The sequence below is a fragment of the Vibrio sp. S/42/10 genome, assembly GCF_029890535.1.
Classification (GTDB): domain Bacteria; phylum Pseudomonadota; class Gammaproteobacteria; order Enterobacterales; family Vibrionaceae; genus Vibrio; species Vibrio cyclitrophicus.
Genome location: NZ_JAKMZC010000017.1, coordinates 20,451 through 36,200 on the forward strand (window position 1 = coordinate 20,451; position 15,750 = coordinate 36,200).

Annotated in this window: 13 protein-coding genes; 10 read left to right on the forward strand and 3 right to left on the reverse strand. The window is 44.7% G+C overall.

The genetic code is table 11. The features are described 5' to 3' along the window. Nucleotides 1–74 precede the first annotated feature (74 nt). From L8S15_RS17170 to gntR, 10 genes are all read left to right on the forward strand, one after another. Nucleotides 75–1,184 (forward strand): putative 2-aminoethylphosphonate ABC transporter ATP-binding protein, encoded by a 1,110-nt coding sequence (locus L8S15_RS17170; RefSeq protein WP_016792330.1) that lies wholly within the window; start codon nucleotides 75–77, stop codon nucleotides 1,182–1,184. 20 nt (nucleotides 1,185–1,204) lie between these two features. After that, entirely contained in the window at nucleotides 1,205–2,914 is a 1,710-nt protein-coding gene (locus tag L8S15_RS17175) for a putative 2-aminoethylphosphonate ABC transporter permease subunit (protein ID WP_280574355.1), read from the forward strand. Nucleotides 2,915–2,982: 68 nt separating this feature from the next. Further along, nucleotides 2,983–3,687: a phosphonate utilization transcriptional regulator PhnR gene (gene phnR / locus L8S15_RS17180; protein WP_010428770.1), complete on the forward strand. Its 705-nt coding sequence runs from the start codon at nucleotides 2,983–2,985 to the stop codon at nucleotides 3,685–3,687. Between the two features lie 138 nt (nucleotides 3,688–3,825). Continuing rightward, nucleotides 3,826–4,728 carry a multidrug transporter gene (locus L8S15_RS17185; protein WP_102336889.1) on the forward strand — a complete coding sequence of 301 codons (903 nt, stop codon included), beginning with the start codon at nucleotides 3,826–3,828 and terminating at the stop codon, nucleotides 4,726–4,728. Nucleotides 4,729–4,928: 200 nt separating this feature from the next. Continuing rightward, entirely contained in the window at nucleotides 4,929–5,945 is a 1,017-nt protein-coding gene (locus tag L8S15_RS17190) for a TRAP transporter substrate-binding protein (RefSeq protein WP_009845626.1), read from the forward strand. Between the two features lie 65 nt (nucleotides 5,946–6,010). Beyond that, on the forward strand, nucleotides 6,011–6,568 hold the full coding sequence (locus L8S15_RS17195; RefSeq protein WP_004730132.1) for a TRAP transporter small permease subunit: 558 nt from the start codon (nucleotides 6,011–6,013) through the stop codon (nucleotides 6,566–6,568). After that, entirely contained in the window at nucleotides 6,561–7,883 is a 1,323-nt protein-coding gene (locus L8S15_RS17200; RefSeq protein WP_010428786.1) for a TRAP transporter large permease subunit, read from the forward strand. The genes L8S15_RS17195 and L8S15_RS17200 overlap by 8 nt, the downstream gene beginning before the upstream one ends. Nucleotides 7,884–8,001: 118 nt before the next feature. Next, nucleotides 8,002–8,499: a gluconokinase gene (locus tag L8S15_RS17205; RefSeq protein WP_280574358.1), complete on the forward strand. Its 498-nt coding sequence runs from the start codon at nucleotides 8,002–8,004 to the stop codon at nucleotides 8,497–8,499. A 3-nt stretch (nucleotides 8,500–8,502) separates the two neighbouring features. Beyond that, nucleotides 8,503–10,011 (forward strand): NADP-dependent phosphogluconate dehydrogenase, encoded by a 1,509-nt coding sequence (gene gndA / locus L8S15_RS17210; protein ID WP_280574360.1) that lies wholly within the window; start codon nucleotides 8,503–8,505, stop codon nucleotides 10,009–10,011. A gap of 139 nt (nucleotides 10,012–10,150) precedes the next feature. Beyond that, nucleotides 10,151–11,152 carry a gluconate operon transcriptional repressor GntR gene (gene gntR, locus L8S15_RS17215; RefSeq protein WP_080572703.1) on the forward strand — a complete coding sequence of 334 codons (1,002 nt, stop codon included), beginning with the start codon at nucleotides 10,151–10,153 and terminating at the stop codon, nucleotides 11,150–11,152. A 119-nt stretch (nucleotides 11,153–11,271) separates the two neighbouring features. Here the strand turns inward: gntR and L8S15_RS17220 are convergent, their stop codons facing one another. From L8S15_RS17220 to L8S15_RS17230, 3 genes are all read right to left on the reverse strand, one after another. Further along, complete coding sequence (locus L8S15_RS17220; protein ID WP_280574365.1) at nucleotides 11,272–12,054, reverse strand: siderophore-interacting protein; 783 nt, start codon at nucleotides 12,052–12,054, stop codon at nucleotides 11,272–11,274. Nucleotides 12,055–12,256: 202 nt separating this feature from the next. Beyond that, nucleotides 12,257–13,735, reverse strand: a complete 1,479-nt coding sequence (locus L8S15_RS17225; protein ID WP_280574367.1) for a peptide MFS transporter — start codon at nucleotides 13,733–13,735, stop codon at nucleotides 12,257–12,259. Between the two features lie 439 nt (nucleotides 13,736–14,174). Next, on the reverse strand, nucleotides 14,175–15,545 hold the full coding sequence (locus L8S15_RS17230; RefSeq protein WP_016769156.1) for an L-serine ammonia-lyase: 1,371 nt from the start codon (nucleotides 15,543–15,545) through the stop codon (nucleotides 14,175–14,177). Nucleotides 15,546–15,750 lie beyond the last annotated feature (205 nt).

A 15,750-nucleotide genomic window follows, 5' to 3' on the forward strand; every position in this document is an offset into this window, starting at 1 on the left:
TACTATAAATTTGTCACTCAACTGCAATATTCTCAGTTTAAATTTGGTATATACCATATAGAGAGTGCTGTAGTATGAGCAACCAAACTTATTTGAATATTGAAAACGTTGTAAAGCAATTTGGCCAATTTACAGCGTTAAAAGACATCTCCCTATCGATAGATAAAGGTGAGTTCGTCTGTTTCCTTGGCCCGTCTGGCTGCGGTAAAACGACACTACTACGTGCGATTGCAGGACTGGATTTACCGACCTCAGGCTCGATTGAGCAGAACGGTAATGATACGACCTTCTTGCCACCAGAAAAGCGTGACTTTGGTATCGTGTTTCAATCTTATGCTTTGTTTCCCAATCTCACAGTGGAAGAAAACATTGCGATTGGTCTGAAGAATCAAGGGATGTCGACCAAAGAAGCTCTGGAAACAGTAGAGTCTTGGTTAGAAACGATTGGTTTACCGACGTCTGGCCAAAAATATCCGAATCAACTGTCTGGTGGACAACAGCAACGTGTTGCTCTGGCTCGCGCATTGGCGTTGTCTCCAGGTTTGTTATTACTTGATGAGCCGCTTTCTGCGTTGGATGCGAAGGTAAGAACACACCTGCGTGATGAGATCTGCCGACTGCAACGTAAGCTGGGTATCACCACTATTATGGTGACGCACGACCAAGATGAGGCCCTAACGATGGCCGACCGTATTGTCGTGATGAATCATGGCGTTATCGAGCAGGTCGGTGCTCCACAAGAGATCTACCAAAAACCTGTCAGTCGTTTTGTGGCTGAGTTTGTTGGCAGCATGAACTTCATTCAAGCTTCTGTTGCGGCTCAAGGCAAGATACGCATTGCAGAGTCAATGCTACCATTACCTCGCTTAGATAATCTCACGCCAAATCTAGGTGATGTTTTTGATATTGCCGTTCGTCCAGAGCAAATCCAATTTGTTGATCGTTTTAGTGAGTCATTACCCGTGAGAATCGTATCCAGCGAATTCTTAGGGGCGTTTTATCGTGTTGAGTGTCAATTGCAACATGACTCAACGGCGAAAGAGATCATCGTTGATGTATCAGTTAAAGAGTTTAATCGATTGAAACTGCGTCGCAGCGATATTCGTTACGTAGCGTTTGATGAAGAAGGCCTTAGAGCTTACCCATCTGAAAGCCTGCAAGTGATGAAAGACGAGGCGGCGTAACAATCATGGAATCGACTCAAATGATGCAATCTAAGCTGCCAATTCAACGACGAGTAACGCCTTTCCTTGCTCGGTTAAGTAAAGACAACGTAATCCTATTCGGGCTTCTGGCTTTTTTGTCTGTGGTCATGACGCTATTTATTCTGATGCCACTGTGGGCAATGTTGAAAAAGAGTGTTCAGAACGCAGACGGTGATTTTGTAGGATTACAAAATTTCGCAACGTATTTTGCTTCTCAAAGCCTTTGGCAATCTGTAGGGAACACTTTTACTTTGGGTCTGCTAGTAACGGTTGTTGTGGGTGTATTAGCGTTTGGTTATGCCTATGCATTGACTCGTTCATGTATGCCTTTTAAGGGGCTTTTTCAGGTGTTGGGATCAGCGCCGATTCTAGCTCCGTCGTTGCTTCCTGCGATCAGTTTGATCTTCTTATTTGGCAACCAAGGTATCGCTAAAGAAGTCTTAGGGGGGAACTCGGTGTACGGCTTGATTGGTATCTCGCTGGGCTTAATATTCTGGACGTTTCCACACGCCCTAATGATTTTAACTACTTCATTGAGAACCTCTGATGCTCGTCTGTATGAGGCGGCACGAGCACTCAATACTTCATCATTAAAAACCTTTTTCATGGTGACGCTACCGGCGGCAAAGTATGGTTTGATCAGCACTCTGATTGTTGTATTTACGCTGGTGGTTTGTGACTTTGGTGTGCCAAAGGTGATTGGTGGCAGTTATAACGTTCTATCGACTGACATCTTTAAACAAGTAGTAGGGCAACAGAATTTCTCTATGGGTGCAGTGACCAGTATTTTGCTGTTGTTGCCGGCACTGCTTGCGTTTACCGTTGACCGCTGGGTGCAAAAGAAACAGAAGAGCTTGTTTGATACTCGATCCGTCGCGTACCAACCTGAGCCAAACACTCTACGTGATGGCATGTGTTTCTTTTATTGCACCATCATCTCTACTGCTGTTGTTATCGTGCTAGGCATGGCGATATACGGTTCTATGGTCACGTTCTGGCCTTGGAACAAAGCGCTCACCTTGAATAACTATAATTTCTCAGAAATGAGTACCTATGGTTGGACGCCGTTCTTCAACTCTCTAACGCTCGGTGCATGGACTGCTATCATAGGTACAGTGTTGATTTTCTTGGGTGCATATTGCATTGAGAAAGGCAGAGCATTTGGTCCAGTTCGTCAAGCGATGCAAATGCTCAGCGTTGTGCCGATGGCGGTTCCGGGTATGGTGTTGGGTTTGGGGTACATCTTCTACTTTAATGACTTGAGCAACCCACTTAACTTTTTGTATGGCACGATGGCGTTCTTGGTGATCAACACCGTGGTTCACTATTACACGGTAGGGCACATGACGGCATTAACCGCATTAAAACAGCTGCCTGAGGAGATAGAAGCGACGGCGGCTTCGGTTAACCTACCGCAATACAAGCTGTTCTTTAAGGTAACGGTGCCGGTTTGTTTGCCTGCGATTTTAGATATTGCGACATACCTGTTTATTAATGCACTTACCACGACATCTGCGGTAGTATTCTTGTATTCTACCGATACGATACCTGCGTCAGTTTCAGTACTGAATATGGACGATGCGGGACAAACCGGTGCAGCAGCAGCCATGGCGGTGATGATCATGATATCGGCGGCAAGTGCGAAGTTGATTCATATGTTAATCAACAAGTTATTTGAGAAGCGCACCCAAGCTTGGCGCAAACGCTAGCGAACCATTTTATATTGCAGTTGGCCAAGGAGTGGCTGACGACAAGAACAAGAATAAAAGGAAATGAAGTGCAGTACGTAAAAATCAAAGACGTCATCGTAGAGCAGATAGAGTCGGGCATGTTAACGCCACGACAGAAGCTGCCTGCGGAGCGCAAACTGGCTGAATCGTTTGATACAACACGAGTAACGTTGCGTGAAGCGCTGTCTTCACTTGAAGCTGAAGGGCGTATTTATCGAGAAGATCGCCGTGGTTGGTTTATATCGCCAGCTCCACTGCGTTACGACCCAACACAAACACTGAACTTCACTAATATGGCTTTGTCGCAGAATCGTAAGCCGAAAACAGAATTAGTGGCAGCGAAAGGCATGTTAGCAACCAAGGAAGCAACTAGGCTTCTTGAGCTGCAACCTTTTTCGGATGTTTATCGAGTAGACAGAGTTCGTTATCTTGAAGACAGGCCCGTTGTGTATGTGACCAACTACATTCGACCAGAGTTGTTCCCTAACTTGCTGGATTATGACTTGTCTAAATCGTTGACTGACATCTACCGTGAGCACTTTGGTGTGGTATATCAGAAGATCCGTTACCGAGTGAGCACAACGTCTTTGCTTGGCGAAACCGCGCAAGCTCTGCGTGCGACTTCTGGGTCTCCAGCGATGGTGGTTGAGCGTGTTAACTACAACCAAGACGGTGATTTGATTGACTGCGATATTGAATATTGGCGTCATGACGCGATCAGCATTGAGTCGATAGCACAGCTAGAGCGCTAGTTTATACGTTAGAATGCTGGCATATCTGCAATTATGCACGATCGCCTAATTGAAACGATCAAAGGTCTCTTACTCGGAGGCCTTTTTTATCATCCGTTGTCAGCCGTTGCGCTTATTCATCAATAATTTAGGAATGAAATGGAATTCTCTGCCATTGTCATCGTGATAATTTCGGCTCTGCTTCATGCGGGTTGGAATGTTCTAGGTAAATCTAATCAAGGCTCGGGCTCGTCTTTCTTCTTGGCCTCTGGTTTTACCGCTGCCGCGATATTGACGCCTTACTTGATCTGGTATGTACACAGTGTTGGCCTGTCAAATATCTCAATTCCATTTTGGCAACTGGTTTTCTTGAGCGGGATCTGTCAAATCGTTTATTTGATTGGGTTAGGGACTGCCTATAAACAAGCAGACATCGGCGTGATTTATCCAATGGCCCGAGCTCTTCCGGTTCTAATGGTTGGCTTGGGTACAGTGTTGATTGGTTATGAACTGTCGTCTAATCAATGGATTGGGTTCACTTTAATAACATTAGGCTGCTTGTTTGTACCACTTAAACAGTTTTCAGAACTTAGGTTAAAAGCGTATCTCAACCTTGGCGTACTGTGGGCGTTAATCGCCGCTATTGGTACCACGGGTTACTCGATTATTGATAAAGAGGCGCTTCTATTGTTGGAGACTCTAAGTACACCTAATATCACTAACAAGCACACCGCGATTTTCTATCTAGGTATTCAGTTTTGGGCGATTGTGATTCCGCTGAGTGTTTGGTTGCTCGTGTCGAATCAAAGAATAGAGTTTACTAATGCTTGGATACTGCGAAAGAAAGCCACAATGGCCGGCATTATGATGGCTTCGACTTATGGTTTGGTGTTATTTGCGATGACCATGACGGAGAACGTCAGCTTGGTTGTTGCACTTAGGCAAGTAAGTATCATTTTCGGCGTAGTGATGGGGATCTACTTTTTAAAGGAAAAGTGGCACGTTACACGTGGTGTAGGCGTCATGTTTATCATTGCTGGCTTAGTTATCTCACTGACTTAAAAAGAAATTAAATCCCACCTCCAACCTATAATGTGACTTTTCAGTCGCATTTTTCTTATTGATAGCAAACGTTTTACTAATGTTAAAGATGTGATCCTTCTCATAGACAAAGCTGTAAAGTTACCGGTAACATCCACCTCAACGTTACCGGTAACATATAATTACAAACCGGACTCTGTGAAACTCATAAGGATACCCAAATGAAAGCTCTGACTAAAACGCTGATTGCCGCTTCCCTCACTGGTCTATTTGCTACTTCAGCAATGGCTGCAGACTTTAAACTTAAAATTCAATCTTCAGATCCTTCTGGTGACTTGAACTTCAAGGTTCAGCAGAAGTGGGCTGAGCGCGTAGAGACGATGTCTAACGGACGTATTGATATCGATCTTCTGCCTGTAGGCGCTGTGGTTAAACACACAGAAACGCTAGGCGCGATCAAAATGGGCATCCTAGATGGTCACATCACAGCAACCGGTTACTTCTCTGGTAAAGATCCAGCATTCGGCCTAATTGGTAACATGGTTGGTGCGTGGTCTGACACAACACAACTGCTTCAGTACATGAACTACGGCGGTGGTAACGAGCTAATGACTGAACTGTACAAGCCTTACGGAGTTCAGTTTGTTGGTGCTTCTACGACGGGTGTTGAATCTTTCATTTCTAAAAAGCCAATCGATGGTGTTGCGGATCTTAAAGGCCTGAAATTACGTGCGCCTGAAGGCCTAGTACAACAAGTATTTGCAGCCGCGGGTGCGACACCAGTAAACCTACCGGGTTCTGAAGTATTTACTGGCCTAAGCAAAGGCGTAATTGATGCCGCGGACTACACGGTATTCTCTACCAACCAAAAAGCGGGCATGAACGACATTGCAACACATCCAGTTCAACCGGGTTTCCATTCACTACCGCTTATCGATATCTCTATTTCTCAGAAGAAATGGGACAAGATGCCAGCTGATCTACAAACAATGCTGCAAACATCAGTACGTGACTTTTCTTACGACATGACGACTCAGCTGAAAATGGCTGACCAAGCTGCGCTTAAAGAAGCTCAAGCGAACCCTGAAATTACTATCCACGACTGGTCACAAGAAGAGCGTAAGAAGTTCCGTGAAATCGCGAAAGGCCAATGGAAAGTATTTGCAGAGCGTTCTGATAACGCAGGAAAAGTTTACACTTCAGTAACAGTGTTCCTAGAAGAAAACGGCTTACTGTAATTTAAACTTAGCTAACTGACGGGGGAGGGCATTGCTCTCCCGTATTCTCCCAGGAAATTTGGCTCATGACCGATAAAATCCCCCACGCCCCAGCTGAAAACGACGAGCAACCAAGAAATGCGCTTGATCGTTTTGTTATAAAGTTCAGTAATCTCGTTAGCTGGTTGTTTATTTTTACTGTATTGATTTCATTTTATGAAGTTGTGATGCGTTACGCATTCGATGCCCCGACCACATGGGTACATGAAACAGCTTCTTTCATCGGTGGTTCTTTATTCATTATTGGTGGTATCTACGCGTTTGCCGCGAATAAACACGTGCGCGTGGTTCTTATCTACGATTCAGTGTCTAACCAAGCACGTAAATATCTTAATCTCGTTCACCATATTGTGGGTTTGGCCTTTGCTGGGATGTTGGCTTACGCCGCTTACTTCACCGCAGAAGAAGCGTGGTTTGCACCTTGGGGTGAATTCCGTCTTGAGACATCTGGTTCAGTGTTAAACGCGCCTTATCCTGCATTGTTGAAAGGCCTGATCTTTGTCGTTTTGTGTGTTCTTGTTGTCCAGTTTGTATTGCACCTAATCCAAGAGTTGATGGGTCTAAGGAAGAATGACGATGTTTGATTTATCTTCTATTGGTATCGCATGGGGCAGTTTGCTCATGTTGGTTATGATGATTGGCTTGCTACTGACTGGTATGCAGCTGGCCTTCGTAACAGGCTTTGTCGCGATTTTCTTCACTCTATGTTGGTTTGGTCCTGATGCTTTACCTTTGATTGCGAGCCGTACCTACAGCTTTGCTTCTGGTTATGTTTTCCTCGCGGTTCCAATGTTCGTATTGATGGCCGCTTTGTTAGACCGCTCGGGCATCGCACGAGATCTGTTTGATGCAATGAAATCTGTCGGCCGTAAAGTTCGTGGTGGTGTGGCAGTACAAACCTTATTAGTCGCGGTTCTATTGGCTTCGATGTCGGGCGTTATAGGTGGTGAAACGGTACTACTGGGTATTCTCGCACTGCCACAAATGCTTCGTTTAGGTTACGACCGTAAGCTTGCTATCGGTACAACCTGTGCGGGTGGCGCACTTGGAACTATGCTTCCGCCAAGTATCGTACTGATCATCTACGGTATGACAGCCAGCGTATCGATTGGCGACCTGTTTAAAGCGTCTTTCTTACCAGCGTTTATCCTTGCGGGCTGTTACATCGGTTATGTATTGATTCGCTGTAAGCTGAATCCTTCTCTTGCGCCAATTCCAAGCGATGATGAGACAGAAGAAGACATCGCCAATCAGCCAAGCTACTTCAAAGCTCTGTTCTTCCCACTGCTTTCTGTCGCAACGGTTTTGGGCAGTATCTACACAGGCATCGCTTCAGTAACAGAAGCGTCTGCATTGGGTGTAGTCGGCATCATGATCAGTGCGCTGATCCGTGGTGAACTGAACTTCAGTATGTTGAAAGAGAGTGCCATCGCAACCATGCGTACCTGCGGCATGATTATGTGGATTGGTATCGGTGCAAGTGCATTGGTTGGTATCTACAACCTGATGGGTGGTATTGATTTTGTTGAAGAAACCATCCTTGCACTCAGTGGCGGCAACGCGACAGTAACATTGCTAATCATGATGGCTATCTTGCTGGTACTAGGCATGTTCCTTGACTGGGTAGGTGTGGCACTACTGACTATGCCAATCTTCGTTCCAATCATCACTGGCCTTGGTTTTGACCCAGTATGGTTCGGCGTTGTGTTCTGTCTAAACATGCAGGTGTCGTTCTTGTCACCGCCGTTTGGTCCTGCGGCATTCTACTTGAAATCAGTAGCACCAAAAGACATCAGCTTAGGTGAGATTTTCTCTTCACTACTGCCGTTCATTGCACTTCAAGTATTGGTTCTGGCACTGGTTATTATCTTCCCTCAGCTCGCGCTTTGGTGGCAATAACAGCGAAGGTTCCTGAGCGAGTTTAATGTTCAGGAACCTATCAACGGCAACACAAGTTTAACTATTAGATTCGATTGTCAGCCCCTGTTTTGGTTGGGGCCTAGGGAAGGCTTGCCTTATGAAAAGCAAAAAAATACTCGTGATGGGCGTATCTGGATGCGGAAAGAGCCTGATTGGTAGCCGTATCGCAGAAGCATTAACGCTTCAGTTTTTTGATGGGGATGACTTCCATCCCCAAAGCAATGTAGAAAAGATGCGTCAAGGTATTCCACTGACAGACGAAGATCGTCAAGGATGGCTAGAAACACTGAATAAGCAATATATCGAACAACCGAATGCTGTGATTGCATGCTCTGCACTGAAACCTCAATACCGCGAAATTCTGCGAGAGAACAATGAAGATTTAGTGATTGTGTATCTTCAAGGCAGTTTCGATACGATTTGGAATCGCCATAAAGCTCGTGAAAACCATTACTTTAATGGTCAAGAAATGTTGAAAAGCCAATTCGCAACCTTGGTTGAACCTGAACTAGATGAAGCGTTATTTGTCGATATATCGCAAGATGTTGAGCAAGTCGTAGAAAGTGCACTCAAACAAATTAAGCAGATAGGCTAAACCATGACTCAGATAAAAAATGACATCGCGATGATTGGTTTAGGAGTGATGGGCAAAAGCCTTGCGCTCAACCTATTGGATAACGGCTTTAATGTTGCAGGCTTCGATCTAAACATCGACAACATTGATCGCGCTTGTGTGAAAGCTAAGCAACTCAATGAGACGTTTGAAGGTAAAGGGCGGTTCACAAAAGGCACTAGCCTTGAACATGTGCTGCAGGGCTTAGCAAAACCGCGTGTTATTGCGTTGTCGGTTCCTGCTGGAAACCCTGTCGATATCGTCGTGAATAGCTTGCTTGATGCTGGCCTAGAAAATGACGACATTGTTATCGATACGGGTAACAGCCTTTGGACAGATACCGAAGCACGCGAAGTGAACTACAAAGGCAAGCTTCGTTTCTTTAGCACCGCCGTTTCTGGTGGTGAAGAAGGCGCTCGTGTTGGCCCTGCGCTAATGGCGAGTGGCGACCAATCGGCTTGGCAATATGTGAAACCGATGTGGGAAGCGATTGCTGCAAAAGTGGATGCTAATGGGCTACCGGTTGCTCAGTTTAAAGCGGGTGAAGCGTGCGCGGCGTATGTTGGTCCTTCTGGCACTGGGCACTATGTAAAAATGGTACACAACGGTATTGAATATGCCGATATGCAGCTTATTTGCGAAGTGTACCAGTTCATGCGTGGTGTGCTTGATATGCCAGCTCAAGAGATTGGACAAGTCTTTGAGCAATGGAACAACGGTGTGCTGAACAGCTATCTGATGGAGATTAGTGCCGACATCCTTCAACAAGAAGATGTTGTAACGGGTAAGCCATTTGTTGATGTTGTGCTTGATAAAGCGGGACAGAAAGGCACGGGATTGTGGACAGCAGTTAACAGCCTTCAAGAAGGGTGTCCAACTCCAACGATTGCACAGGCGGTTTATGCGCGTGCAATGAGCGGTCAAAAGTCGCAACGAGTGCAAGGAAGCAAACTCTTGAAAGGTAATATTGCGGATGCGAGTCAGTTGGATAAAACAGAGGTTGTCTCTGAACTTCATGATGCTTTGTATTGCGCCAAACTGTCTGTTTATGCGCAAGGTTTTGATTTACTGAAAACAGCGTCAGACAAAGAGGGATGGAATCTCGATTTCACTCAAATTGCTAAGATTTGGCGAGCGGGTTGTATTATTCGTGCCGCTTTCCTGCAAAGCATCACATCGGCTTACCAACAAAATGCTGAGCTAGCGAATCTATTGTTTGATGAGGCTTTCATCAAACAAGTGGAAGAGCGCGAGCTTGCTTGGCGCATCGCGGTAGCGAACTCAGCTCTGTATGGTGTGCCGATGCCGGGGATCTGCTCTGCTCTGAGTTACTTCGATTCATTACGTTGTGAGGTGTTGCCTGCAAATCTTCTGCAAGCGCAACGTGACTATTTTGGCTCTCATACTTATTCGCGAGTCGATAGAGATAAAGCTGAAAAATTCCATGTCACTTGGAGTCAGTCTCCAAGAACTGAAGTCAAAGTGAACGTTTAAACAATCAATAACGCCCTCAACAAGAGGGCGTTTGTAATTATGAGGCTGTATCAATATTTTACTAAATTAGGCTTCAAATTCCACGTCAGTCGGATACACTGTTACCAGTAACATAACTCAAAAATAATAATTACTAATTATGTCGAATAAGAAAAAACGTCCTACATTACAAGATGTTGCCAACCTCGTTGGTGTCACTAAAATGACCGTCAGTCGCTGCCTGCGAGACTCTTCTCAAGTATCAGAAGCGCTGCGAGATAAGATCAGCTATGCAGTAGACGAGCTAGGTTATATCCCTAATCGTGCGCCAGATATTCTCTCCAACGCTAAAAGCAATGCGATTGGTGTGCTAGTTCCCTCGTTAACCAACCAAGTTTTTGCTGAGGTTATTCGTGGTATTGAGCAAGTTACCGCACCTGCAGGCTACCAAACCATGATTGCTCACTATGGCTATAGCGCTGAACTCGAAGAGCAGAGCATTGCTTCACTGCTTTCTTACAACGTTGATGCGATTATCCTTTCAGAAAACGTGCACACTGATAGAGCGCGTAAAATGCTGCAGACTGTTTCTATCCCTGTGATTGAAATTATGGATTCAGTGTCGCCAAGAATTGAACAAGCGGTTGGCTTTGATAACTTCGAAGCGGCTAGAGCGATGACCAAAACCATGCTCGAACGAGGGCGTACCAATATAGCTTATTTGGCTGCTCGAATGGATGAACGTACTCGATTGAAAATGGCAGGCTATGAGCATGCGATGCAAGAAGCCGATAAAACGCCAGTAACGCTGCAAACGGAAGACGCGTCCTCGTTTACTTTAGGCGCAAAGCTGATTGGTGAACTATTAGAAAAGCACCCAGAAGTGAATGGTATCTTTTGTACTAACGATGATTTAGCGATTGGCGCCTTTTACGAATGTGTACGTCGTGGTATTCAAGTACCTGATCAGATGGCGATTGCAGGTTTCCACGGACATGACATTACGGTGGCGATGACGCCTCGTTTAGCGACTGTCGTAACACCTAGGGAGCAGATTGGTAAAGTCGCTGCAGAGCAAGTAGTAGCGCGTCTACAAGGTAATAAAGAATGGATAGCGAAGTTGGACCTCGGTTATGAGATTGAAGTGGGGGAGAGTATTTAATTTTACACTTCGGCTTTGATCTTCATCTTCATCGGATTCAAACTAAAACGCCCTTAACGATATGAATTTCCTAAGGGCGTTTTCTATTTATCTAGCAAAAAGTGTATGTAGTAACAGGCTCAACCCGCTAAAGATTGAGCATCTTGTTGCTTCAATACTTTGTGACCATCTTCAGTGACGCCACGTTTCCAGTAACTGCTGATGTAGATGTTTTCTTTCGCGACTTCTTTTTCGTTGCGGAAGTACTGCCTTAGCTCGCGCATGCTTTCAAATTCACACGCTGTCCATACTGAAACCTGACCATCTAACCATTCTGTGTTACGCACGGTTTGTGAAAGTGACTCTGAGGTTTCATCTTCAATCAACCAGGTTACATTGATGCCTCGAGGGGTTTCAAGTACTTGCTTATCTGCTGCAGAATTGATTTGAATGACAGCGTGACCAGTTGCTGTTTCCGGAAGCGTTTTTACTTTTGCAGAGAGCGCAGGTAGCGACGTCATATCTGCTACCAAGAAGAACCAATCCGATTCTAGATTCAGCCCTTGAATTAATCCAGGGCCTGCCACTGAAACCGTGTCACCTACTTCTACGTTCATTGCCCATCTTGCGGCAAAGCCACATTGCAGATCTGTGGTGATGTGGCGTACGAAATCAACCTCAATAAACTTCTCTGTAGGGTTGTATTGACGAATGGTGTAAGTGCGCATGGTTGGGCGCTCACCGTCATTCAGTTGGCTTAAGTCAGTCGTGCCTAGTGGCGAGAACAAAAGCTTGATGTAGCCACCGGCACACTCTGTTGGGTACTTACTTAATCCCTCACCACTAAGCGTTATACGCTGCATATTCGGTGTAATTGTTGAGGTTTGAGTAACGGTTAATGTGATGGGGCTAGGCTTGCTCATATAAGGCTCTCTTAGATTTTGATTTCTACATCATAATCCTGAATCAGAGTATACTCAATACTAATGGTTATCATTTACCTTTATTTACACAGATGTCACATGACTTGAATGCTCTCGTTTATATTAGTAACAATCTCAACAAAAAAGCCCTTTAGGAAAACTAAAGGGCTTGATGTATTAGAGAGGGTTGAAGCGAGCGGAACTAGCTGTTTGCTTGCTCTAGTTCAATCGTTTCTTCAGCCGTTTTCGCGGCTTCTAGCATCTTACGAATAATGAACGATGCAGCCATTGCGATGCCCACCATCACTACCGCTAAAACAGTTAGCATTTGGAAGTAATCGCCGTAAACCGTTTGTACGATCTCTTGCGTGATTTGTTGACCTTTCTCTAGAGCGATAGAGGTCGAGAATACCGCACCAACAATACCTGATAGTGCAATTGCAACAGAGAACAAGCTTACTGAGAAGTTCTCGATGTGCTTAGGTGCAACAGACAGGATGAAGGCTACAACCATAGAACCAACAATAACTTCACCAAATGCTAGGAAGAAATGGATAGCTAGGAATACTTCAGGGCGAATCAGAATATCGCCACCAACGGTCGTTACTGCCATTGTTAAGATACCAAAAGCGATTGCCGTCAGAACGAAAGAGAAACCTACTTTGGTTGCAGTAGAGAAGTGAATGTTTTTCTTTTCTAGTTTAGAGAAGATGCCCGTAATGATAGGGCCGGCAACCATACACCACAGTGGGTTCATTGCCATTGAAGCTTCTGGAGCAACAGGGATGAAGCCGAATAGATCGCCACGCATAGTGTTGATCGCTACCATTGTCATCGAAGTCATCATTTGTCCGTAGTATACGAAGAAACATGTCGTCAAGAATGTGATGATTAAGATGGTGCCCATTTTCAGCATATCTGACTTCTTCGATTTTATCATCAAAGAGACAAAGTAGATGATCGCTGCACCGCCAATTGCGTAGACGATGTTTTGGCCAATATCCATGTTAGAGAACATGAAGAATACCAAGCCAATCATAGCGGCAGAGAGACCAAGGAACGCAGCCCAGTTTTTAGTGCTTACAGGGGTTTGATCGATTTCAGCACTGGCTTCAACAAGGCCTTTGCGAACAAAGATCATCATCAGAAGCGCGGCACCCGCTAGAATAGCTGAAAGAAGGAAGCCACCGTTGAAACCAACAATAAGAACTAGCATTGGGAACAGATATTGACCTAACAGAGCACCTATATTGTTGACTGAGTAGTTGATTGGGTAGCAGTTTTCGAAATCTTCTTGAGTTTTGAACGTGCGTTTGTAAAGACTTGGGTAAGAAGGGGACATCAAACCACGCGCATAACTCGCTAAAGCAATACCACATAATGCCATCGGCACATTAGTCGCTGCAGCACCGAGTACCAGTAGAGCATAACCACTTGCGAATCCAAGAAAGGCAATGGTTAAAGATCGGTATGCGCCTAAAAACTTATCAGCAATAAAGCCACCTGCAATCGCAAATAGTGGACCAATTGCAGAGAAAGCACCTACAACCATCATGGTGTCGGCTTCATTGTAGTTAAGATCTTCAAGGAAGAAACGAGTCAAGATCACCATGACGCCATAGAACGAAAGTCCAAACATCATCTGGCAGAACATCATTGATTTGTTTAATCTATTCCACATTATTTTATTCTCACATTTGTGTTTATATGTAGTGTAATTACCCAATTATACTATCATTAGTAGCGATACATAAAATGAAACGTGCATCCCAAACAGAACTTTACTCGATATATCTTTTCTCATGAGACCATTGATATTTTTCATGAATGAAATGTGCAATATTAGATTTTGCTAGTGGATGCATGGTTGCGTGAAGTTTAGCCATTTGTGTTCGTGGTTAAATAACCAGCTATTAAAGGGAAAATTAACGTTGACTGTCTTGTAACGGTTGCTAGGTACTTATCCATTTCAATTCGCCGTTGGGCTCTAGCCATTAAAAAAGCCAGCTTGTCGGCTGGCTTTGTCGGGGTATTGATAACTAAGTTATATAATAATACGGCCTGGGTGAGAGGTTATCTAGACGAATCGTTGTAGTGTATTAAACAGTTTATTACATCCACTATTCACAAGGTGGCGCCATGTGGATCACCGCTAAGCCGCCTAAAGATGTCTCACGGTATTTCTTGTTCATGTCTTTACCTGTTTGGTACATGGTTGCGATGACCTTGTCTAACGAGATGAGACACTTGCTAGTGCGTTTCAATGCCATACGTGAAGCGTTGATGGCTTTCATTGCACCCATAGCATTACGTTCAATACACGGTACTTGAACAAGCCCGCCGATAGGGTCACATGTCATGCCCAGTGAGTGCTCCATCGCGATTTCTGCCGCAATACAGATCTGTTCGTTACTGCCGCCGCGTAAAGCTGTCAAACCTGCAGCCGCCATTGATGAAGATACGCCGACTTCGCCTTGACAACCGACTTCAGCTCCAGAAATTGAAGCATTGGTTTTGTACAAGATGCCAATTGCGCCAGATACTGCCAAGAAATCTTTGAGTTGTTTAGTGTCTAGCTCTTTAATGAAGCGGTGGTAATACATCAATACTGCTGGGATTACCCCAGCTGCGCCATTGGTAGGGGATGTCACAACTTGCCCACCCGCTGCATTCTCTTCACTCACAGCAAACGCAAAAAGGTTGATCCAATCCATGATCTCCATTGGATCGTTTTCAATCGAAGCATTCGCCTCAAGCTTTTTCAAAAGAGCAGGGGCTCGGCGCGTCACTTCCAAACCGCCATCAAGTATCCCTTCTGTATCAAAACCACGTTGCATGCACAGTGACATCACTTTCCAAATTTGGTCCGCCTTCTGATCAATCACATCCATACCTTGGAAAGAAATTTCATTTCTCAGGACTAGGCCACCGAGGCTAAGTCCATTCTGGTCAGACAATTCAAGAAGCTGATCGGCAGAAGAAAAAGGGAACTCTACTTGTGTTTTCGACTCTTGCTTTCCGTGTTGCAGTTCATCAGCGGTCGCAATGAAACCACCACCAATGGAGTAGTATGTTTCCATCTCCAGAAGACTGCCGCTTGCGTCAAACGCAGAGATAGTCATGCCATTTTCATGAAGTGGAAGATTGGTTTTGTGGAAGAGTAAATCGCTTTCTGCATCGAAATGAATTTCGTGGCTACCGCTAACCATCAAAGATTTATCTTCAATTGCTTTACGCATAGCTAAATTAGCGCTGGTTATTTTGATGGTGTCAGGGCGATTACCAAGTAAACCTAACAGGGTTGCACGATCGGTATGGTGACCGATGCCTGTTAGTGATAGTGAGCCGTATAGGTCAATTTGAATACGGGTAACTTGACCAAGTACAGGTTCAATCTTTTGGGTAAAATTGAACCCAGCGATCATTGGTCCATTGGTGTGGGAGCTGGAAGGCCCGACCCCGATTTTGTAAATGTCAAAAATAGACAGCATAGTAACTTCCTGTGAAGACGGTTCGATGAACGAACTCTGTGTAAAATTTGTATTTTGTTCGTTTCACTTTTTTCAGTGAACGTGTTCTCTGGGTGAAACAGTTCTTCGATTAAACTGGTTCTTTGCTTGAAACGTCTCTTTTATTGAAGCTCGTGTTAACAAGCGTAGAGCGATGAAACCCAAGATCGTGCTATTTTGTTTTATA